Origin of the sequence: Nostoc sp., assembly GCF_036917435.1 — a bacterium.
In the GTDB taxonomy this organism is placed as follows: domain Bacteria; phylum Cyanobacteriota; class Cyanobacteriia; order Cyanobacteriales; family Nostocaceae; genus Nostoc.
In genome coordinates this window covers 1-22,932 of the sequence record NZ_JBALDM010000002.1, presented here as the reverse complement: position 1 = coordinate 22,932, position 22,932 = coordinate 1, and the positions used below count along the sequence as shown (strand labels likewise).

Here is a 22,932-nt window from a genome sequence, read left to right as displayed (position 1 = left end):
AAATAAAAAGTAAAAAGTAAAAAGAAAGAGGAATAAAATCGGTTTGAAGCCCCTGAATTTATTTATGGAAAAGGAAATAAAGATTTGTTCCGTTAGCGTAGCGGCACGAAGTGCGACACGACATGCTGTGAAACAAGGCCTCCTTTTTAAATCCCCTAGATTTATTTATGGGGATTATCTTTTTACTTTTTACTTTTTACTTTTTAATAGTAACAGGGGGCTAAATACAGGGAAAAAAGTTTGTTTTGCTCGTGTAATAACCAATATTTTAAGACGGTAATAAAACATTATGCATCGTATAAGTAGCGCATCGGGTGGATGGAATCAGTCAGAGGGCTTAATTTTTCTAGAACAAACTCCAGCGCCTTTTGTGTTGATTACGGCTGCGGATACTGACATTCAAACTTTAGCAGTTGCAGTTCCCAAATTACCTCCACACTTTCCGGCATTACGAGTCGCCAATCTGTTGCAGTTGCAGCAACAGTTAAGTATAGATACTTATGGTGAGCAAGTTTTGGAACTCGCCGAGGTAATTATTTTGCGGCTTTTGGGAGGACGTTCTTATTGGAGTTATGGCTTAGAAGTAGTACAAGAAATTGTGCAACGTAATGGTAGAACCCTCATTGTAATGCCAGGTGACGATGCTTTTGATCCCGACTTAATTTCTCAGTCTACCGTACCTGTTGGTATTGCTAACCAGGTATGGCAGTATTTTAGCGAAGGTGGCGTAGAAAATTTTGTTAATGCTCTCCAATTTATCTCTGATAATTGCCTGTTAACTGCATACAATCCGCCATTACCCCGTTCAGTTCCGCGAGTGGGATTGTATGAATTGGGAATGGGGCATGGGGCATTGGGCATTGGGCATGGGGCATGGGGGCAAGAGGGTAAGAGGACAAGGGGACAAGGAAAATTAGAGACTGATTCGTCCACCTCGGAACTCGGTTCATCCACCTCAGAACCTCATTCCAAATTCCAAATTCCAAATTCTCAATTCCCAATTCCCAAAATCGGCATTCTTTTTTACCGCGCTCATTATTTAGCTGGAAACACTAAAGTAATTGATGCTTTATGCCAAGCTTTGGTACAGCAAAATTTACAACCAGTACCAGTATTTGTTTCCTCATTGCGTGAACCTGATGTTCAAGCGGAGTTGAGTGAATTTTTCCAACCCAAGGAAGCTGAATCAATAGCTGTGCTGTTGAATACCACGAGTTTTTCTCTAGCACGGTTAGAAAGCGAAACACCCCAAGTTGAACTATGGGAAAAATTAGATGTACCTGTATTGCAGGTAATCCTTAGTGGCGGATCGATTGAGCAGTGGGAGTCACAGTTTCAAGGGCTTTCTCCCCGCGATATTGGGATGAATGTGGCGCTACCAGAAGTAGATGGGCGAATTATTACTCGTGCTGTGTCTTTTAAAGCAGTACAAACTCGTAATCCTCATTTAGAGACAGATGTGGTAATTTATGAACCAGTCAGCGATCGCATCGAGTTCGTTGCTAAACTAGCAGCAAACTGGGCGCGTCTACGTTCCAAACCACCCCAAGAACGGCGAATTGCCCTAATTTTGGCAAATTACCCCAACCGCAATGGACGGCTTGCTAATGGCGTGGGATTGGACACCCCAGCTAGTTGTGTAGAAATCCTGCAAGCTCTACATCTGGCTGGTTATGATGTCGAAAATCCACCCACTGAAGGAGATGAGTTGATTCAACGGCTGACAGATGGCGTAACAAATGATCCAGAAGGACAAGAATCGCTTCCAGTACACCAAAGTCTTTCTTGGGAAGAATATCAAGAATATTTCGCTTCTTTACCGCCAGCAGTTCAGCAAGGTATTAGTGAAAGGTGGGGAATGGGGCATGGGGCATGGGGCATGGGGCATGGAGATGAGGGAGATGAGGGAGAGAAAGGAGACAAGAGGAATACCCAATACCCAATGCCCAATGCCCAATGCCCAATTCCCATTTCTGGAATTCAACTCGGCAACATCTTTGTGGGAATTCAGCCGCCAAGGGGTTATGATAATGACCCCAGTTTGAATTATCATGCGCCGGATTTAGAACCAACCCATGCTTATTTAGCTTTCTATTATTGGGTAAGAGAATGTTTTGGTGCTGATGCTGTTGTTCATGTAGGGAAACACGGAAATCTAGAATGGCTACCCGGTAAAAGTGTGGCTTTATCCAGCAATTGTTATCCAGAAGTGGCTTTCGGCGCACTTCCTCACCTGTACCCGTTTATTGTTAACGATCCTGGGGAAGGTTCCCAAGCTAAACGTCGCGCTCAAGCGGTGATTATAGATCATTTAACGCCGCCTATGACTCGTGCCGAACTCTACGGTTCTTTGCAACAGCTAGAAAATTTAATTGATGAGTATTATGAAGCGGACAGTTTAGATCCTTCGCGTTTGCCAGTAATTCGCGATCGCATCCGCGAACTGGTAATCAAAGAAAATCTCCACCTAGATTTAGGAATCTCAAATGAAACCGAAATTTTTAATTCGGAATCTCTAGTTTTGAATTCCATCGGTGGCTATCTTTGTGAATTGAAAGAAGCCCAAATCCGCGATGGGTTGCACATTTTTGGGCAATGTCCCCAAGGAAGACAGCTGCGAGATTTAATAGTAGCGATCGCTCGCATCCCCAATCGCCATTCTTTAGGTATTACCCGTGCGATCGCTCAAGATTGGAATTTAGACTTCGATCCCCTCACAGCCGATTTGTCAATGCCTAGCGGTGAATACTCAATAGTCAATGGCACAGAATGCCGCACCATCGGCGATATAGTCGAAGTCCTAGAAGAACACGCTGCCCTTCTAGTAGAACAACTAATAAATCAGGATTCTTGTAGAGACGCGATTCATCGCGTCTGTTCTGGCGGGGGAGACGCGATGAGTCGCGTCTCTACCTGGATACGCGATCGCCTCCTCCCAGCTTTACAGCAAACCCACGAAGAAATCACCCATTTATTGCATGGACTAGATGGCGGATACGTCCCCAGCGGCCCATCTGGCGCACCCACACGCGGCCGCCCAGAAGTTCTACCAACCGGAAAAAACTTTTATTCTGTCGATATTCGTGCCATTCCCACAGAGACAGCTTGGGATATTGGTAGAAAAGCTGCTGAAACCCTGGTTGAATATTACACTCAAGAAAATGGCGAGTATCCCAAAACACTAGGTTTGTCATTGTGGGGAACAGCCACCATGAGAACAGGCGGTGATGATATTGCCGAAGCATTAGCTTTACTCGGAGTCCAGCCAGTGTGGGATGGTGCAGCGCGGCGAGTAGTGGATTTTGAAATTTTGCCCTTAGCGATTTTGGGAAGGCCCCGTGTAGATGTCACCTTGCGAATTTCGGGATTCTTCCGCGATGCTTTCCCCAACTTAATTGACTTATTCGATCAAGCAGTATCAGCAGTAGCAGATTTAGATGAACCGCCAGAACAAAATCCTCTAGCGGATGCAGTTCGCCAAGAGACTGATTTGTGGACAAGCCAAGGTTTGAGTTTAGAAGAAGCCGTGGTGCGATCGCGCTATCGCATCTTTGGCTCTCGCCCAGGCGCTTACGGTGCAGGACTCCAAGGTTTAATGGAATCACAAAACTGGACAGATGACGAAGATTTAGCCCGCGCCTACATTAACTGGAGTTCTTACGCCTACTCTTCGGGAGCAGGGGATGCAGGGGAGGATAAAATTCCCAATGCCCCATGCCCAATGCCCCATGCCCAATCCCCAATCCCCAATACCGAAGCCTTCAAACAACGCTTATCCCAAATGCAAGTTGTACTGCACAATCAAGATAACCGCGAACACGACTTACTCGATTCTGACGATTATTACCAATTTCAGGGTGGTTTAACAGCTGCGGTGCGTTCTCTACAAGGTAAAAATCCCAAAACATATTTTGGTGATAATTCCATACCCGCCCAACCACGAGTCCGTCAACTCAAAGAAGAAATTTCACGGGTGTATCGTTCTCGTGTCGTTAATCCCAAGTGGATTGCCGGAGTCATGCGCCACGGTTACAAAGGTGCTTTTGAAATGGCGGCGACGGTAGATTTTTTATTCGCTTACGATGCTACAGCTAAATGTGTCGAAGATTATATGTATCAAGGCATAGTAGACGCTTACTTGCTCGATCCATCTGTATCAGAATTTATTCAGGAAAAGAACCCTTACGCTCTGCGTGATATTGCTGAAAAATTATTAGAAGCACACAAGCGCAATTTGTGGGAGGATGTAAGCATAGGAACACTAGAAGCTTTAAGAAACCTAGTACATCAAGCCGAAGCAGTTATCGAAGAAAAATCAATGGTGTAGGAAACAAACATGGAAAATCTTGCGTATTTACACCTAGCTTTCGCCTACGAAGACAGCAACCCCAGTGAATTGGTATCCCTCAGTTCTTTGTTTAACAAAGCAGCTGCGCCAGACTGGAAACGGCTTTCTGGTAGGGCTTGGAAGTATATGTTGCCCCTTGCTCTGTCTCTCTCAATTCTTGGCGCTGTCAGTAGCGTCATAGCACTGGAAGCAGGCGATCGAGGCCCTTCTGTCAGAAATCTCCAACAAAAGTTAAAAACAGCAGGTTTTTACCAAGCTTCTGTCACCCAAGTATATGACACATCCACACAAGAAGCTGTGCGGCGCTTCCAAAGTGCCGCAGGTTTACCAGTGGATGGCATTGTGGGAGCAAACACCCTGCAAAAATTAGAAAGCTGGCAAGCTAACAAGCCCAGTACTACAAATAGACAAGCGAAAACTGTTGTAAGTACACAAGCCACAAAGCCCAGCACTACTACAGCAACTACCCAGCGCCGTAATTCCAATTACCTTACTAAGGGGGATGAAGGTGAAAATGTCAGAGCTTTACAAGAACGCTTAAGAGTCGCCGGCTTTTATTACGGGAACGCCACAGGAATATTTGGCCCAATTACCGAAGAAGCTGTGAAGCGGTTCCAAGATTCTTATAAATTAAGTGTTGATGGAGTTGTTGGCCCAGCAACATTAGCTAAATTGCCGGGACTTGGCATCGGTGATGGTGAAGAGGCTCCCAAAAAGGTAGTCAATCGAGATAAACTCCGTGTAGGCGATCGCGGTGAGTCAGTTAGAGTTATCCAAGAACAATTGATCCAAGCAGGATATTTAGAGGGAGAGCCAAATGGTTACTATGGCCCCTATACTGCCGACGCTGTAAGGAGATTCCAAGCATCAAACTTCTTGAAAGCAAGCGGTGTCGCCGGCCCAACTACCAGAGCAAAATTATATAGCTCAGTTAATACTGCTAGCAAAAGCGAATTTAATACCTTAGAAATCCAAACCCGACTACGGGAGCGGGGTTTTTATAAAGGCAAGTTGAATGGTGTGATGGCAGATGACACCAAAAAAGCGATTAAACAAGCTCAAGAATTCTACGGCATTAGCCTCAAGGATCTTAAGAGCGGACGCTTTTAGCATCCGCTTTGGTGTCGTTAGTATCAGTCCCCAACTCGTTGCTAGCCTCTAGTAACAGCAAATTACAAACTGCTCAAAATTCCACTTATTTGGTTAACTTGAGTAGTTTCATCTGATCATCAACCCAAGTGCTAAAGCGGCATCAGCGCCCGTTGGCACTTGGGACAAACTGCATGAATGGTCATTTGACAATCAAGCAGGTGGAAACCTTCTTTTTGAGCGGTTTTCGACCCAATTTTTAAAATCGAGTCATTTTTAAACTCAATGGTTGAGTTGCATCTAACACAAATTAAGTGATGATGATGATGGGGATAAGGCTGGTTAATCTCATAATGCTTATGTCCTTCGCCTAGTTCTAGTTCCCGTAAAATTCCCATCCTTGCCATCAACTTCAAACTTCGATAAATAGTTGATAGACTGATCCCTTTACCATCAGTTTCTAGCCGATGATAAAGATCCTCCGCACTCAGATGTTCACCTTGCGGAAGTTCTTGAAAAATGTGTAAAATTGTTTCGCGCTGGGGAGTTAATCGCCAGCCTCGATCGTTCAGTTCTGCCTTGAGTGAAGTAGTTGTGTAGACAGTCATACTAATATTTCTCAACAAAGCTCGTTAATTGAGAATATAACAAATCTTGGGAGCAATTTGCAACAATCATTGCCTATTGAGAATCAATCCTAAATATTTAATAGCAATTCATCAAATCTAGATCAAAATTCAACTAATAAGCTGTAATCCATTTAATTTGCATACAGTTAATAGTTAGAATACTTGTAACGACTGTATCCCTTGACTTTAAATCTTGAATAAGTGAATTTTGAATTGCTTAGTTAATCCCACCTTCAAGATATCTGAGCAAAGGTCTGGGAAAACTTTTATATAACTAAATGCAAATTATTTGCTGTAAGTCTCTCAAAAGCTTTTAACGGAGTTTAGACATCGCTCCACAGACAGCAAGTTGTGTCTCAAGGTCTAAATCCCCCGGAGTTGCTCCTCTACAGCGCTTCTCTGCGAGACGCTTTGCGCTAGGCGAAGCTATGCCGAAGGCTTTACGCGCATCCTGCGGCGGGGGAGACCCCAAGACCGCACTCCTCTTCATTACAAAACTTAATTACGTTAGCGACAGAAAAAATCGAGTCCGCGATCGCAATTACGAATTATTTTAATGTCCTTTGTCCCTAGTCATTTGTCAAGTGTAGTTTTCTAATGACAAATGACTAATGACAAGTGACTCTTAAATTAATTAAGTTAGAGACTCCAAATAATCGCGGATAAGGTTGCGACGTTTGGGTTGGCGTAGCTTTTGCAAAGCCTTAGATTCAATTTGTCTGACTCGTTCGCGCGATAAGTCGAGAGCGCGGCCAATTTCTGCTAAAGAATAAGGATGACCATCTGCCAAACCAAACCGCATCAAAATTACATCGCGTTCGCGGCTAGTCAAATCTGACAGCAGGTGATGCAAGTCTCTTTGTAAAGATTCTCGCATTAACATTTCTTCTGGGGTTACGCAGTCAGTTTCGAGTAATTCGCCTAACTCAGTGTCTTTATCTTTGCCGACTTTGGTTTCCAAAGAAACGGAGCGAGGAACCCGTAACAAAACTTCTCTGACTTGAGTCGGTGTCATCTCTAACTCAGTTGCTAAATCTTCTAGAGTTGGGGTGCGACCTTTTTCTTGAGCAATTTTGCGTTGAGCCTTTTTGATTTTGTTTAACTTTTCGGTAATATGAACCGGTAGGCGGATCGTGCGACTAGAAGTTGCGATCGCTCTTGTAATTCCTTGACGAATCCACCAGTAAGCATAAGTACTGAAGCGATAACCCTTAGTGGGGTCAAATTTTTCTACAGCCCGCTCCAAACCTAGCGTGCCTTCTTGGACTAAATCCAACAATTCTAAACCGCGATTTTGATACTTCTTAGCAACAGACACAACTAGGCGAAGATTAGCCTTAATCATGTGTTCTTTTGCTTGCAGTCCTTGAGTCTGAACTTGCTCCAACTCTTCTACAGTCAACTTGGCGATTTCTGCCCAGCGACGTTTGCCATCTGCCAAAGTCGGCCTAAGATCGGATAAGATTATGTCAGCAGTAGCAGCCCACCTTTCTAAAGAAGGGCGATGTCCTAATTCTGAGGTTAGACGTTCTTGAACTTCAACTAATCTCAGATAAGGTGTAATCACTTCATCCCCTTGCTTTGCGGCGTTAGCAAGTACTATCCGCATCCGCAAGTAACGTTGGACTTTTTGAGCTTCTGAAACCTCTTCATCTCGCCCCAACAAGCGAACCCGCCCAATCTCTTGAAGATATAGGCGTACTAGGTCTGTACTCCGGCGGTTAGTGCTAGCAGCAAAGTTAGCATTGTCAGCAGAAGCCATTTCTAGCTCCTGTAGGTCATCTACCGATAACTCGCTTTCATCAACCGTGAGATCCGAGTCCAAAGCCTGGCGAGACTTTTTGGTGTTGTAGGGTGCGTCTGCATAAAAAGATGTTGCTGGCATAAAGATCGTCTCAATGGCTCCAGGTAACAATAGATTTCGGTCAGCTTAGATTACGGTCAGCTATTCAACTGTTGCTATTGTTCCCGTGAATCACGATGAACTAACATAGTTGAAGATTCCATTGCAATTTTTTTTAGAAATTAACTGTAATGGTTTTATTGGATACAAGATTACTGAACTGAATCGGCTGCTAAATTTTTGATTTAACCAATAGCTATGCAAATTGGCAGCTAGGCTTTCAATATTTCAACTACTTAGTTAACATTTCAACCTTGACGGTTTTGAATAGTAACTTTTGTAACACAGTATAAACATCCTTGATTGAATGTCATCTTTATATTTGGCATAGTCACATTTACATGGCTACAAAACTAATATCCTGACGATTTAGCAATTTTTTCTCAGGATTATTTAGGTATAAGTAGAACTATAAGTAGAACTAATAGATATTGGGGAAGTAATTAGGATTAACGGCAAAAATTCTATCGATACGGAGATAGAAAAGGTGGGGAAGTTATTAAATACTCTCTGCGTGTCCTGTTAACCCGTCAATTTCAACCCTACCCTATGAATAAATTAAGGGTAGGGATTGCCGAGATCCAGACTATTGACCTCAGAATACTTTACGCAGTTCCAGATGGGCAAGAATATCTGAGCGATCGCGCCACACAAAACGTAACTTTTTGTTAGCGAACATCTGTAACTGGTCGCTAATATGGGGCGATTTGGGTTGAGTTGCATTGCCGTAGCTGGTGAGTGCCATTGCCCTTACAGGGTTAGAAAATTCAATTGCAGCAACATAAGAATCACCTCCAACAGCTTGGAACTGTCCATTTTCTCCGGGAGCGAAATAGAGTGCCCGAAAAATTCCCATGTTGCCATCCCCACCATTACTAGGTAAATCCAAATCACCCAACCGTAGCCGAAAAACCTTGCCCCACGGGACATCAAGCGCACCATAAGTCTTTTCTATCTTAGCTGCTACCGCTTCTAGCGTTGCAACTGCACTTTCAGGATTAGCTAAACCATCGGGTGTAGTGCGTGGAGAATTTTCACTCCAAGGTTTACTAAAAGTTTTATCCCAGTCCATCTGTTGATTCCAAAAAGCAAATAGTACTGCTCCCCGACTATCTGCATTAGCTTGTCGATCCCAGGCTTCTAAGACATTAGCTGCTTTTTGCCCTAAGTCTTTACCATACTTGCGTGCAGCCGGAATTAAATCATCCAAAATCCGATCGGCTAGTTCCATCCGGGTAGAGTGCTTGTCTGCAACCATTTTGTCAAAAGAGATTTTGTTATCCTCAGCCAACATCCTTACAGAACGTTGGGAACGGAAATCCATGAAACGAGGAGCCATGTAAGGTGGGTAATCATCTGCTTTAATAGCAGCTGGAAAAGTAGTTGTCCAAGGTGGGTCATTGGTATTTTGCAACCAGCCACTTTTAGGGTCAACTATGCGCGGCAAATCTTGATAAGGATGTATTTTCGTCCACAAGGTTTTAGATGTATTCCCTGAGATTAGACCTTGCCAGTATTTAAAATCACCAAAGGAGCGCACTGGAACTTGACCGTTGAATAAGTGCATAATATGCCCTTCTCTATCTGCATACATCACCGTAAACATGGGCAGTTGTAGGCGCTTGAGTACTGTTTGAAACTGGTTAAGGTTTTTTGCTCGGGCCATATCCCACCACTCTTGGAGTACACCTGGCCGATCGAGACCTGCAACTCTCAGTGCTACGGGTTTACCATTTTTCTCGGTTACTACAGGCCCGTGAACAGAACTTTTGACTATTAATGGTTGTTCTTGCAAAGAGCCATCTTTCTGCTTCACCTTTAAGGAGAGGGTTTTTGTCTGGAAGTTAAGAACTTTGTTATCAAAGCGGTATCCATTACCTGCCGGTGTGAGTTCATAAACATCCCAACCATCGTAGGTGTTAACGGTGTGAGTCCAGCCTAAGTTATTGTTAAAGGCGATCGCTAATACGGGAATACCTACAAGTGTCGCCCCATAAGCATCAATACCTGGGGCGGTGATTTGGGCTTCATACCACAAAAATAAATCTGACCAAGGTAGATGGGGGTTTGCAAGCAGCATAGCATTCCCACTTGCAGAATGACTTGGTGCGATCGCCCAACCATTAGATCCCACTTGCAACTTTTTTTTGCTCAGGTCTAATGCGTCTCCAGGATTGACCACAAAGGTGAAATTGAGTACCCGATGTAAGTGAGCCATGACATCTTCTGCCTTGACTGGTAACACCACCTCAACTTCATCATCAATCAAGTTACGATTTTGGGAAGCATAAGCATTGATCCCGTTAGCAAAAGCATCAAGATAACTACGAAAACTTGGAGTCTGGGCTTGATACCAAGAACGAGCGCGTTCTGGTACTCCAGCAGTTTGTACCCAACGATCTGAGTCTAAGTATTTCTCTCCCCAATACTCCGCCGCGCGTCCCCGTGCTTGACCATAGAGACGCAAAAGCAAATTTCCATGACTTTGCATTTGTGCCCAGCCAAAGGCATGAAATGCACTTTGGTCATCTTTCCCGTATATATGCGGCACACCATAAGTATCCCATAATATCTCTGTGGATTTTGTTGGTACAGCTATAGTGCCGCTTCCGACAAACAAAACCAGTATCAAACTGAGTATTAAGGGTAAAACACGACGTATTGATTTTCTTTTGTAAACCCTAACTAAAACATCAATCCTCATGAACACCACCATGTCCAGATGTAACGCTGGGAATTGGGAATCGTGTAAAAATAAGTTGAACAATTTAATATTTGTAGTAGTGCGGCATCTTACCCGCGCTTATTTTTACTTGATGCCTTGGGAATTGGGAATTAGTTAAGAGAGTAGGACTTACGCACTGTACAAAAGAAGCATCTTGTGTATCAACGTAAATAGGTCGTTTTAGGCTTTTGGAGGGCGCTTTTGATTGCTGGCGATCGCCAAAATATGATTCAAAAACCTAGCCAGAAGCCTTGAAAACCATACCTGTTATTTTCGCTTTTCTGTCAATGCGTAAGTCCTAGAGAGTAACTTTTTCAATAATTCCCTTTTGTCATTAGGCCACAGTAACTAGTACAGGACAGAGTAAACCTATCTATCTGCCATCTTAAAATTAACCAGACACGTTGTTTAATAAGCCCCTTAATGAAGAGTACTGAGTCGGTAAAAGTATGAGTAGACAAACTTCTACGACAGTGTACTAGTCTCATTCCCCATGTCCAATGCCCCATTCTCCATTCCCAATTTCCAATTCCCCTTTGACAATACCACTTTATTGAGAAATAATATCAAAGCTGAAACGGTATCCTTGATTCATTTTAAAAACTTGGGGAAAGTCTCCAGGATAATATAATCTATATATTTATCAAGAAAGACTATTAATTATCATGATTAAAAAGCTTTGAAAAACAACCGATCAGTAGAGCGTAATATTTTGAAGTGACGGCAGGATCATGATAAAAAGAGTGCGTTACGAACTCAGTTCTAACACAACGCCAGTTGCTACAACGCAGGGAACCTCCCTTCGGGTTCACCAGTCGCCTACGGCGCTGGATTCACCGCAACGGCTCCTCTACAATACCTAAATTCGTTCAAAAATCAAAGATTAATCCCATATCGCTCTCATCAATCACCTAACTACAAACCATAAACAGTCGTGACAATCACATCAAAATCTCCTATAGCACCTAATAAGGCTAGCAATTCAGCCCATCCTTTACAGCGCGTGCTGAAATATGGAAGACGCTATCGCCAACAAATTTGGCAAGCAATATCATTTTCAATCACTAATACGATATTAGATTTAGCACCACCGTGGTTGATTGGTACTGCGGTAGATATTCTCGTCAAAAAGGATGATTCCCTAATTGCAAAATGGGGAGTGAAAGATATATTTTCACAATTTTTGTTGCTTTCATTTATCACTGTCATTATTTGGGTATTTGAATCACTTTCTCAGTATGCTTACGATCGGCTGTGGCGTAATTTAGCTCAAAATATTCAGCATCATTTACGCTTAGATACTTACAATCACGTACAAGAATTAGATTCAGCTTATTTTGAAGAAAGCAGCACTGGGAACTTAATGTCAATTCTAAATGATGACATCAATCAATTAGAAGAGTTTTTAAATTTCGGAGCTAATGACATCATTCAGATTAGCACCTCGCTGATAATTTTAACTATTGGTGCTTTCTGGGTTTTACCTCCCTCCATTACCCTAGCAGTAATCTTACCAATGCCATTTATTGTTTGGGGTTCTTTAATTTATCAAAAGCGCCTAGAAGTTCGTTATGCTGATGTGCGGGATAAAGTAGGTTATCTGAATTCACGACTAGCAAATAATCTCACTGGAATTAACACAATTAAGAGTTTCACTGCTGAAGCTTATGAAAGTGCTAGATTAGCCGAGGAAAGCGAAGCATATAGAAAAAGTAACATCAAGGCAATCAAACTTTCGGCTGCATTTATTCCCATAATTAGAATGCTAGTTTTAATTGGGTTCACAGGCTTACTATTTTGGGGAGGTATGGCAACATCTGCGGGGATTATATCGATTGGTAATTACAGTGTTTTACTAGTTTTAGTCCAGAGGTTATTGTGGCCATTGGTGTCATTAGGAGAAATATTTGACAAATATCAAAGGTCAATGGCTTCTGTGAATCGTGTCATGAATTTGTTGGATACTCCCATCAATATTATTAGGGGCGATATTTCTTTAAATGTTTCTCAGTTACGTGGTGAAATTGATTTTAAACAAGTAACTTTTGCTTATCAAGAAAGAGAACCAGTAATTAAGAAACTATCCTTACATATTCCTCAGAGCCAAACTATTGCTATTGTTGGCTCTACTGGTTCCGGTAAAAGCACTTTAGTTAAATTACTATTGCGCTTTTATGACATTTCTTCTGGAAAGATTACTATTGATGGGATTGATATTCAAGATTTAGATTTACATGATTTGCGTCGCAGTATCGGCTTGGTAAGTCAGGATGTATTCTTATTTCATGGTACTATTGCTGAGAATATTGCCTATGGTACTTTTGATGCCAACGATGAACAAATAATTAAAGCTGCCAAAATTGCTGAAGCCCATGATTTTATTATGCGACTCCCTCAAAAATATGAGACGATAGTTGGAGAACGGGGTCAAAAATTATCTGGTGGACAGCGCCAAAGAATTGCGATCGCTAGGGCTGTGGTAAAAAATCCACCTATATTAGTCTTAGATGAAGCTACATCAGCAGTGGATAATGAAACCGAAGCGGCAATTCAGCGTTCTTTAGAAAAGATTACTGTTAATCGAACAACCATAGCTATAGCTCATCGTCTTTCTACTATCCGTAATGCTGATTGCATTTATGTAATGGAATATGGCGAGTTAGTTGAGTCGGGAACTCATGAAGAGTTGTTAGATAAGAATGGGATTTATGCTAATTTGTGGCGTGTGCAATCGGGGATAAAATCAAAGTGAGGTGGTTGCTCAAATTGTATATAAATCATCATTATTGAGCAACACAAAGGTGAGGCAATACATTATTCTGATTGCCTCTTATAGCGTTTCTTAATCATACAAGGTACATCATAGCCCCCTCTCGAAAAGCGGCTACAGTGTAGACACAAGTTGACCAGTATAGGTTTCAACTCTTCTAGTAGTTTCGTAGGGTGCGTTATGGACACGCCGAAATAACAAATGCGTTTCGGAGACGCTACGCGAACGGGTGACACTCCTGCGTCGCTAACGCTCAAGTTGGGAAACCCCTACGTATATTTCAAAAATCAAATATCAGTCCTATTCCTATATAGAGCGTATTGCGGGTAAATGAAGTACATGGGTAGGGGCACAACATGTTGTGCCCCTACGATGATCTATACCTCACGCCTGTTGCAATCTGCTGTATGTAAATTCTTGACAATGTATAGAACCCTGATTCCGCATCCAGAACTGTCACATCGCAATTAAATGGAGCTATTTAGTACAAAAGAACTAATTTTTGTGAGAGTTTATCAGAGCTAAATAAGAATAATTCCTTTTCAGTTCGGCTGGGTGGACAACTAATAAAAATAATAATTATTCTCATATAAGAGAGGATGTTATTAGCATTCTCTCTTCCTGTGATTGTAATTCGATAATGATTTGATTTTGTATAATCAACTCAAATTTCCCGCACAAATTTTGAACAAAAATGTGAAAATTTTAACTAGTCAGCTACGCAGGCATAGAACAAAGATGTTTAGTAGTACAAAGCCAGATGAGAAGAAAATCAGATTTACGTAAATTATCACAAACTATTGAAAAATCTCTCAAAAGTGCTGAAGCCAAACTAAAAAAATTATCCCAAGAGAAGTTTAGTTGTTCATCTGACGCGACCAAGGCTTTATCAAAAATATCGAAATTATTTAAATACCATCAAGTATATTTGATTGAAATCACCGAAAATTTGCCATCTAAAAAAGATGAGAAACAAGACAAATATTATCAAATTTCTGCAAGTGTCTCAAAAAACGAAAATGCAATTGATATGGAAACTACAAGCGCTGGACGTTTCATTATTGCCACAAATGTTTTAGAATCAACCGAGTTAAGCAATGATAAAATGATTACTGAATATAAAGCGCAGCAGTCATGTGAACGAGATTTAAGTTTCTGAAAGATCCACTGTTTTTTGCAGATAGTATTTTCCTTAAAAGCCCAGAAAGAATAGAGGCTTTGGCAATGATTATGGGATTATGCTTACTAGTCTACACAGTTGCTCAACGACAAATTAGGGCAGCTTTACTAGCCTCACAATCAACTGTTAAAAATTAGTTGGGTAAATCAATAAATAACCCCACATTAAGGTGGATATTTCAATGCTTTCAATCAATTGATCTTGTGATGTTAAACCAGGAAAAAGATATTTCTAATTTAACTCCAGAGCGAAATTTAATTCTCAAATTATTACCAGAACATTGCCGCCTTTACTACACCTGTATAACTTAATTTCTTTGAGATTTTGAATATGTAACTATGTTGATATGGACTATCTAATTTTATTATTAGTCCTAAATTATTATGTTGATTTTCTACTTGTTTTCCAATCTATATAAGCTCGAATTAATAACTAGATAAAAACTCTAGTATTTTCTTATTAACTCACTCTCAAATTACTTTATTTTTTATTTGGCTCTGCATTTATATTATGCAGCTTAAATGCCGATTAGCTTAACACAAATTAAGCAAACACCATATCCACACCAGTATATTCCTTATGCAGAAAATAATATTTGGTATGACACTGTTAGCCAACTTGCTCAGAACCGAGTTGCTAATCAGCAGGATTGGACTAATTTACTATCACTTTTCAAACTTGAAGAATATGTTAATTCCCCTGTTTATGAACTAAAACCATAAAGGTAGTAAGAAAAATCATTTAATATGCAAAAATTAGTAGTAAGTAAGTCGGTGAAAATAAATCAAACTATGTTAACTAATATAGCGCTTCTCGAATGGATGCAATACACTTTGACCTCTCTTCAAACCTCTCTCCCAACCTCTCCTCTACAAGGGGAGAGGCTTTGAATCTTACTCCTACTCCCCTTCCCTACAAGGGAAGGGGCTGGGGTTAGGTATGTATTTCTTGCAATTGAAAACCGCTATATAAAGCTAGATGAATTTAGTTCTTAGTAAAGGCTTTAGCCCTTTTCTTAGGACTAAAGTCCTTACTACAAACATTGAATTGTTTACACGGTTCGACTTAATTTGATTTCAAAAATTATTATTATTATTGAAATCATAAGCGTGACTTTATACACCTTAATTCCCGAACATGGAAAAAATTTTCAGCTTGAGTTTCAATGAAGGGCACACAGCAAAAGCTGCTACAGTATCCGAAGCAGGAGAATTGTCTGATGTGCTTGAGCAAATGGGGCTGGTTGGTTCCCATCCGATTTTAGTCATCGTTGGTGGTGCAAGTCAGATGAGCAAAGCTGACTTTGTGCGTATCGAAAGCTTGTTTGTGGAAGTATTAGCCCCAATAGCGCAACGTTTAGAAGCATATATTGTCGATGGTGGTACAGATGCGGGAGTAATGCAATTGATAGGTAATGCTCGTCATCAAATCAATGCTCAATTTCCACTGATTGGGGTAGCGCCTACAGGAAAAGTCATTCTACCCAATCAGACTAAATCTAGTGATGATGCTGCACTTTTAGAACCGCATCATACTCATTTTATCCTAGTCCCTGGAAATAATTGGGGTGATGAATCTCCTTGGATAGTAGAAGTAGCAACCATACTAGCTGGCGGCGCACCTTCGGTAACAGTGCTGATAAATGGTGGAGAAATTACCTTTCTTGATGCTGCTAACAGCGTCATCGCCGGACGCTTGGTGATGGTAATAGCAGGTAGTGGTAGAACAGCCGATAAACTTGTCTGTGCATTAAATGGTGAAGCTACAGATGAACGTGCTGAAAAATTAGCTGCTTCTGGTAAGTTGCAAACCATTCATTTAGAGGCGGATTGGGAAAAGTTAACTCACACAATTACACGTTTACTTTCTACTTAACAATACGTTCCCAAAAAAAGATATTTTTCGGTAGGAGCAATTCATGAATTGCTCCTACTATGTGTAGTTTTGTGTCAGTCCTAAAATCAAGTTTAACTGGCCCATATCGTCAATTCAATACCCACTCAGATGCCTACACTATTTTTGCTGAACGCGTCGAACAGTATATTCAGCAAGACTTACAGGGCTTTATTTCCCAGTTAACAGAATCACATCTTGGGTGGCAGATGGTTCTTCTGGGATGTCTGCTAATATCTCTGCAATGGTTTGACCACTGATTATCAGGCTATCACCATGTAACAAATCATGTACAAGTAGCATTTTCATGACTTGGGGAATGCCACCAGCTTTGTGCAAATCTGTAGCGACATATTTACCACTTGGTTTTAAATCACACAAAACTGGAACACGGGCGCGGATTGTTTCAAAGTCATCTAGGGTTAACTCTACATTAGCAGCACGAGCGATCGCTAAAAAATGCAACACGGCATTGGTCGAACCACCCTCTGGTATCGGCAATTCATGAATTGCCCATACCGCGCGAAACCCGATCGCTATTTATTCGCTAACTTGAATAACCACATATAAGAATGGGCCGACTCCAATAAAGCAGGCCCAAAACAGTATGCATTCTCTTGTTGTCTGCGTTTCTACTCTGTGGGAAGGCGCAGCGCATCTGCGGTTAAAAATCTTTCACAAACTCTGTTAAGAACCTAAATGCTTTCAAAATATAACTAGCACAATCTCTAGGAGAAGTGTTGTAAAACGATCGCCACGCAGTAGCCTTATCTTCATCATAGCGATCGCTGCGTTGACTATGATTCTCTAACCACGCTAACCGCACTGCATGACCAATTAACACATCCAACACGATATACTCTTCGATTTGCAGCTTGGGATTATTCGCTGCGATCGCACCTAATTCGATTAATGCTTCAATATTAACTTGGCGGTATTCTGGAGCTTCTATTTTATTCAGCAAATGCTCAACCAAGAGAGCAAAATTTCTTTCCCCTGCTGTCATTTCCGACAACATTATTTCACTATCTAAACGATTGCGCCGCTCTAGTTTATCGCCAATTACTAAGCCTTTGCAATGTTGCATTAATAGCCAAACTTGCTGAAAAAATTCTTTTGGTACGCGCCCCGTCGCACCCTCGGCTTGGCGAAACCGCCGCCAACCACCCGGCGGCACTTCTATTGCTTCGGCGATTCTTGGTAAAACCACCCAAGCAATATCACTTTCTTTTTGTTTGACGTGCAGTGATTCTTGCTGGCGTAACAGGTTACTCATACCAGTATATCCAGTTAATACCTGGCACAAGCGCGTTTTCACTTCAAAGGGTGAAAGTTGCATTAAGCGATCGTAAGCTTCATCTTGGGTAACGTGTAATTCCCGTGCTAGTTCGCTGGTTATCAACAGGATGAGATAGCCGACTCTCAGCGTTAGTAATCCTTGAAATAGTTCAGGTTCCGAGCGAATTAAGATGCCAACATAGATTAAAATCTCTTGAGTGAGGACGCGATCGCGGATATCCTCACGACAAAAATGATTAATTTTATCGGCAATTTCATCGTGGGACATGGGTACGGTAATCAAAGATGCTTCACTGTAAGCTTTCCCGACAGCAATCTGCTTACCCCTAACCAAAATACTCGTTACCGCATCTGATAGACTGATATCAACCATTTGGCGTAACCCCGCAGCCCGACGCACTACCGCCCAAATGCCTAAATCTCCAGCTTTGGTATAAACTTCATCGAGTAAATGGCCTACAGTGACAGGATATCCTGGGCCACCATATCCCGTATCAAATTCTGTTCCCTGCAAGCGAGTTAAAGTTTGTAATAACTCAATTTGCTCGTAAATATTCTCTGATGCACGCAAATAAGAAAGTAATAATCCGAAGTTGGTTTCACACTCCATTTGAAATTCTTGAGTATGCCCTAAGCGCCAGCTTTTCTCAGGATGATAAGCCAAATAATAGCAACGTGGGCTAGCATTTTTCACTGGCGATCGCGAAAATTCTGCATTTGGCAGAAAATCGATTCTTTGGATTCCAGCCGTTAGCATTAGTTGATTTAGCCGCCCTAATTTCACTCCCACACCGTTACAAATACCATCTTTCAGTTCTTGCATCAGTTCTAGTAATGCTTCCGAACCGATTTCTAACATGGTGTGCGTCAACATTAAAGTCAAGGTAGGACGGCCTAAATCGCTCCAATATTTTTGAATGTAAGCTAGTTCACTTCTAATTTGATCTAATAGAAAATGGTAATCAAGGGTTAAGTAGAACTGTTGAGAATCGGAAAATGAAGGCAAAAATACAATCGTTTCACCGCTAATCCGAAAGATTCTCGATGTTGTCAAACTCCGCAGCCGTCGCACTGGCCGCCCAGTTAAAGCAAGTTTATCATTACGTCCAATTTGGGTATAAATCGCTGAGAATTCTCCAGCTTTTCTTACCTGAATCGGTTCAACTTGGGTAGGTGTTTGTGTTTCAATTCCGTGAACTTCTAGTTTTTTTTGTAAATCTTCATCTTCTGCTAATAAAGCAATTTGTACCAACGATTCGCGCTGTTTTCCTACACATAAATGTCTTCCCAAAGGATCGATATCACCAACCGCTAGTAACTTTTCACTCAACATTTTACCAAGAAAATATAAACTCTGTGCCCACACCAAAGGAATATTTTCATTAGGTAAACGTGGTTGTGTTTGGGGTGCTAATTTTTCTGCTTCTATGTTTTCGGCTGGGACATAATATAGTTCTGGCAGCAACCGTAAACCATCTTGTTCTATAAGTAATAATTCTAAAAGTTTTTGGTATTTTTCAACTTGTTCTTGTTCGCCGCGAAATAATCCATCTAGAACTAAATAAGTGAAAAATAACGGCCATTCGCATTCAATATGCTCAAATTGCTTGAGTTCCCAAGGTTCGTAGTGTAAACGCTGACTATCTTCTAAAACGGTTTGGTGTCCATCACGCAGAAAGCGTTTACAGCCGTATTTACCTCCAAGTTTGTTGATAATATCGTTTAAAGTGCGATCGCGTAACTCCAAATCTTCCACTGCAAAGGCAGGGTAACTAATAATACTTAACAGCGCTGCATCAATTTCTTTGGAACCAGATTCCCTCGGTAATAGAGATTCTAAGGTAATTCTGGCGCGGGCAATTTCATCTGGTAGTACGTGAATCACCGATGCTTGACTACCACGCACACCAAACAAATCCAGTCCGTTGATAGCTTCTAAAGCCGCTTTTGCCATACCTACAGAACTGGCGTTTAACTCAGCGCTACCACGATTAATTTTATTCCCACGTTCCCAAATGCCGTAATCTGGTGTGCGGTAAGCTCGTCCAATGTAGTAAACCAAATTTTGGACGAAATTAACTTCATCAATCGTATAAATGATTTCCAATCCCCCAGCAGTCATTTGCCCCAACATCAGCAAAAATATAGATGTGGCATCAAGTTGCAAATGTCCCCATTCGTCATCACCAACAACAATGTCACCAGTTGCGGTATTATATTTGGCGTGCAATCCATCTAGTAGCGACTGAGTATGTTTAAATGTCTCTACTTTATGAGCCTGTCGCATCATCGCAAAGAGCAACCCGCGCATCAGTTTGACGACACTGTGTTCTAGTTCATAGGTGCGTCCCTTGTCGTCATCAATTTTGCGGTATGCAAGTCCTAAACCCCAAACTGCCAAAATGCTGTAAACGTTGTCTCGCACCCAGGCATCGGTATAATCGCCGTGGGCTGTAATCGCTGTACTCGCAGGTAGTAAACCAGTAATCGGATTTTGTCGAGTAAGAATTATTGTTTTAATTTGCTGGTAGTAATAGTCCAGACGAGTTAGCAATTCGGTAGATGTTTTCATGATTCAGTTCAGAACTAGTTGCAAAATTCAATCCTGTGACTCTAAACCAAGGCAGAACAAGTTCTGTAATGGTTGATGGGACAACATACTGCGTAGGTTAAGAATATTCGTAGGTTGGGTTGAGGCAATGCGTTACCCAACAACCCCGAAAAATGTCAACTACACATTTTTATTTTTTAGGCAAAACCTACGCAGTATTGAGGGTGGTGTGAGTTTATTATTATCCCCTGTTAATACGTCTCTGGGTACTTAATTTTAGGGAACCCAAACTAAAATACAATATTTGTTAAAATTTTCATCAAATTGACTAGACCTCTTGCAAAAGTCCCCTCCTCGCTTGCGGGGAGGGGAGACAAAGCGTAGCTTTGGCGGGGTGGGGTTCTTATTTCTGATTTATGCAAAAAGTCTACTCTCTTCAAACTTATACCTCAATACAGTTCAGTTAAGCATTTCTTTCTTCTCCTTCTTCTCCTTCTTCTCTTCCTTTGCGTCCTTCGCGTCCTTCGCGGTTCGTTAAAAAAATTAACTTTGCAAAGCAGTTTTAGCCTTAACTAAACCGTATTGACTTATACCTGTCATCTTTTCCAGACTTTATCAACCAAAGTTAACGTGAGTTCTATTGAGATTTAACCTTACCTTGATTCGCTAACTCTTTCGCCCTCGCCTGGGAATCAAACTTTAATTTATTATCCCACTGCTGTGCTTTGCGAAACTTTTCGACAGCGCCATTAATATCATGATTTCGCGCTAACTTCTCACCTTGGATGACTAGCGTTGTCGCCTCCAGCGCCTTACGGGATGGAGTTTGGCATGATCGCAACTCTTCTAACACTTCTGGATGGCCAATGAAGTAATTATTCAGCAAACTGCAACCACTGTGTAATAAATTATCGAAATCCAAATCCCATAAAATTATTGTTTTATCAGCACTAGCAGAAGCTAACTGTTGTCCATTGGGGCTGTAGGCGATGCTATAGACCCCACTCCTATGACCAGTCAGGGTTTTCAGGAGTTGACCACTGTTAACATCCCAGATTTTGATAGTGCTGTCATAACTAGCAGAAGCTAATTGTTGTCCATCAGGGCTGTAGGCGATGCTTCTGACCGCACTACTATGACCAGTCAAGGTTTTGAGGACTTGACCACTGCTGACATCCCAGATTTTGATGGTGTTGTCAGCACTAGCAGAAGCTAAGTGTTCTCCATTGGGGCTGTAGGTGACGCTAATGACCAAATTGCTATGACCAGTCAGGGTTTTGAGGAGTTTACCACTACTGACATCCCAGATTTTAATGGTGCTGTCTCGACTAGCAGAAGCTAACTGTTGTCCATTAGGGCTGTAGGTGACGTTCATGACCCAATCCTTATAATCAATCAGAGTTCTGATGAGTTTGCCACTGCTGACATCCCAAATTTTGATTGTCTTGTCTCGACTAGCAGAAGCTAACTGTTGTCCATTGGGGCTGTAGGTGACGCTAAAGACCGAACTGATATGACCAGTAAGAGATTTGATAAGTTTGCCACTGCTGACATCCCAGATTTTGATTGTCTTGTCATGACTAGCAGAAGCTAACTGTTGTCCATTGGGGCTGTAGGCGACGCTAATGACTCTTTCGCTATGACCACTCAGGGTTTTGAGGAGTTTACCACTACTGACATCCCAGATTTTGATTGTCTTGTCATCACTAGCAGAAGCCAACTGCTGTCCATCACGGCTGTAGGCGATGCTATTCACCTCTTTGCTATTACCAGTAAAGGATTTGAGGAGTTGACTACTACTGACATCCCAGATTTTGATGGTGCTGTCATAACTAGCAGAAGCTAACTGTTGTCCATTGGGGCTGTAGACGACCCTATAGATCCTAGCGCTATGACCAGTCAGGGATTTTAGGGGTTGACCACTACTGACATTCCAAATGTTGATGGTGCTGTCATCACTAGCAGAAACTAACTGTTGTCCATTGGGGCTGTAGGCGACGCTATAGACACCACTGCTATGACCAGTCAGGGTTTTGGGGAGTTGACTACTACTGACATCCCAGATTTTGATGGTCTTGTCGTCACTAGCAGAAGCTAACTGTTGTCCATTGGGGCTGTAGGCGACGTTTCTGACCACATCACTATGACCAGTCAGGGTTTTGAGGAGTTTACTATTGCTGACATTCCAAATTTTGATGGTCTTGTCGTCACTAGCAGAAGCTAACTGTTGTCCATTGGGGCTGTAAGCGATGCTATTGACCGCATCACTATGACCAGTAAGGGTTTTAAGGAGTTTACTACTGCTGACATCCCAGATTTTGATGGTCTTGTCGTCACTAGCAGAAGCTAACTGTTGTCCATTAGGGCTGAAGGCGACGCTTCTGACCGCATCACTATGACCAGTCAGGGTTTTAAGGACTTGACCACTGCTGACATCCCAGATTTTGATCGTCTTGTCGTCACTAGCAGAAGCTAACTGTTGTCCATTGGGGCTGTAAGCGATGCTATTGACCGCATCACTATGACCAGTAAGGGTTTTAAGGAG

Annotated in this window: 11 protein-coding genes and 3 pseudogenes; 7 read left to right on the top strand and 7 right to left on the bottom strand. The window is 41.8% G+C overall.

The window, feature by feature from the left end:
* Positions 1-289 precede the first annotated feature (289 nt).
* Positions 290-4,327, top strand: a complete 4,038-nt coding sequence (gene cobN / locus V7K98_RS01465; protein ID WP_335018895.1) for a cobaltochelatase subunit CobN — start codon at positions 290-292, stop codon at positions 4,325-4,327.
* A 9-nt stretch (positions 4,328-4,336) separates the two neighbouring features.
* Positions 4,337-5,458 carry a peptidoglycan-binding domain-containing protein gene (locus tag V7K98_RS01460; protein WP_335018893.1) on the top strand — a complete coding sequence of 374 codons (1,122 nt, stop codon included), beginning with the start codon at positions 4,337-4,339 and terminating at the stop codon, positions 5,456-5,458.
* 131 nt (positions 5,459-5,589) lie between these two features.
* Here V7K98_RS01460 and V7K98_RS01455 read toward each other — a convergent pair whose 3' ends face one another.
* The 4 genes from V7K98_RS01455 to V7K98_RS01440 all read right to left on the bottom strand — a co-directional run bounded on the left by V7K98_RS01455 (position 5,590) and on the right by V7K98_RS01440 (position 10,673).
* Entirely contained in the window at positions 5,590-6,045 is a 456-nt protein-coding gene (locus V7K98_RS01455; protein ID WP_335018890.1) for a Fur family transcriptional regulator, read from the bottom strand.
* 334 nt (positions 6,046-6,379) lie between these two features.
* Entirely contained in the window at positions 6,380-6,538 is a 159-nt protein-coding gene (locus V7K98_RS01450; protein WP_335018888.1) for a hypothetical protein, read from the bottom strand.
* 162 nt (positions 6,539-6,700) lie between these two features.
* Positions 6,701-7,951 (bottom strand): RNA polymerase sigma factor SigC, encoded by a 1,251-nt coding sequence (gene sigC, locus V7K98_RS01445; protein ID WP_335018886.1) that lies wholly within the window; start codon positions 7,949-7,951, stop codon positions 6,701-6,703.
* Positions 7,952-8,564: 613 nt separating this feature from the next.
* Positions 8,565-10,673, bottom strand: a complete 2,109-nt coding sequence (locus V7K98_RS01440) for an acylase (RefSeq protein ID WP_335019051.1) — start codon at positions 10,671-10,673, stop codon at positions 8,565-8,567.
* Between the two features lie 752 nt (positions 10,674-11,425).
* On the opposite strand from V7K98_RS01440, the gene V7K98_RS01435 reads away from it, so the two are divergent.
* The 5 genes and pseudogenes from V7K98_RS01435 (at position 11,426) to V7K98_RS01415 (ending at position 16,519) form a co-directional block, all read left to right on the top strand.
* Positions 11,426-11,557, top strand: a complete 132-nt coding sequence (locus V7K98_RS01435; protein WP_335018884.1) for a hypothetical protein — start codon at positions 11,426-11,428, stop codon at positions 11,555-11,557.
* Positions 11,558-11,628: 71 nt separating this feature from the next.
* Entirely contained in the window at positions 11,629-13,446 is a 1,818-nt protein-coding gene (locus V7K98_RS01430; protein ID WP_335018882.1) for an ABC transporter ATP-binding protein, read from the top strand.
* A gap of 730 nt (positions 13,447-14,176) precedes the next feature.
* Positions 14,177-14,955: pseudogene (locus tag V7K98_RS28850) on the top strand (IS1634 family transposase); the annotation flags it as partial.
* Between the two features lie 210 nt (positions 14,956-15,165).
* A complete protein-coding gene (locus tag V7K98_RS01420) occupies positions 15,166-15,366 on the top strand; it encodes a DUF928 domain-containing protein (RefSeq protein WP_335018878.1) in 201 nt (66 codons plus the stop codon).
* 415 nt (positions 15,367-15,781) lie between these two features.
* Positions 15,782-16,519, top strand: a complete 738-nt coding sequence (locus V7K98_RS01415; protein ID WP_335018876.1) for a hypothetical protein — start codon at positions 15,782-15,784, stop codon at positions 16,517-16,519.
* A 207-nt stretch (positions 16,520-16,726) separates the two neighbouring features.
* Here V7K98_RS01415 and V7K98_RS01410 read toward each other — a convergent pair.
* The 3 genes and pseudogenes from V7K98_RS01410 to V7K98_RS01400 form a co-directional block, all read right to left on the bottom strand.
* A pseudogene (locus V7K98_RS01410) lies at positions 16,727-17,023 on the bottom strand (dihydroxy-acid dehydratase domain-containing protein); the annotation flags it as partial.
* 178 nt (positions 17,024-17,201) lie between these two features.
* Positions 17,202-20,408 carry a glycoside hydrolase family 15 protein gene (locus V7K98_RS01405; protein WP_335018874.1) on the bottom strand — a complete coding sequence of 1,069 codons (3,207 nt, stop codon included), beginning with the start codon at positions 20,406-20,408 and terminating at the stop codon, positions 17,202-17,204.
* Between the two features lie 616 nt (positions 20,409-21,024).
* Positions 21,025-22,932, bottom strand: a pseudogene (locus tag V7K98_RS01400) (ribosome assembly protein 4); the annotation flags it as partial.

Coding starts and splice junctions, on each gene's coding strand:
- V7K98_RS01405 (WP_335018874.1), bottom strand. CDS start 20,408: ATGAAAACATCTACCGAATTGCTAACTCGTCTGGACTATTACTACCAG.
- V7K98_RS01440 (WP_335019051.1), bottom strand. CDS start 10,673: ATGAGGATTGATGTTTTAGTTAGGGTTTACAAAAGAAAATCAATACGT.
- V7K98_RS01420 (WP_335018878.1), top strand. CDS start 15,166: ATGCCGATTAGCTTAACACAAATTAAGCAAACACCATATCCACACCAG.
- V7K98_RS01455 (WP_335018890.1), bottom strand. CDS start 6,045: ATGACTGTCTACACAACTACTTCACTCAAGGCAGAACTGAACGATCGA.
- cobN (WP_335018895.1), top strand. CDS start 290: ATGCATCGTATAAGTAGCGCATCGGGTGGATGGAATCAGTCAGAGGGC.
- V7K98_RS01435 (WP_335018884.1), top strand. CDS start 11,426: ATGATAAAAAGAGTGCGTTACGAACTCAGTTCTAACACAACGCCAGTT.
- V7K98_RS01415 (WP_335018876.1), top strand. CDS start 15,782: ATGGAAAAAATTTTCAGCTTGAGTTTCAATGAAGGGCACACAGCAAAA.
- sigC (WP_335018886.1), bottom strand. CDS start 7,951: ATGCCAGCAACATCTTTTTATGCAGACGCACCCTACAACACCAAAAAG.
- V7K98_RS01460 (WP_335018893.1), top strand. CDS start 4,337: ATGGAAAATCTTGCGTATTTACACCTAGCTTTCGCCTACGAAGACAGC.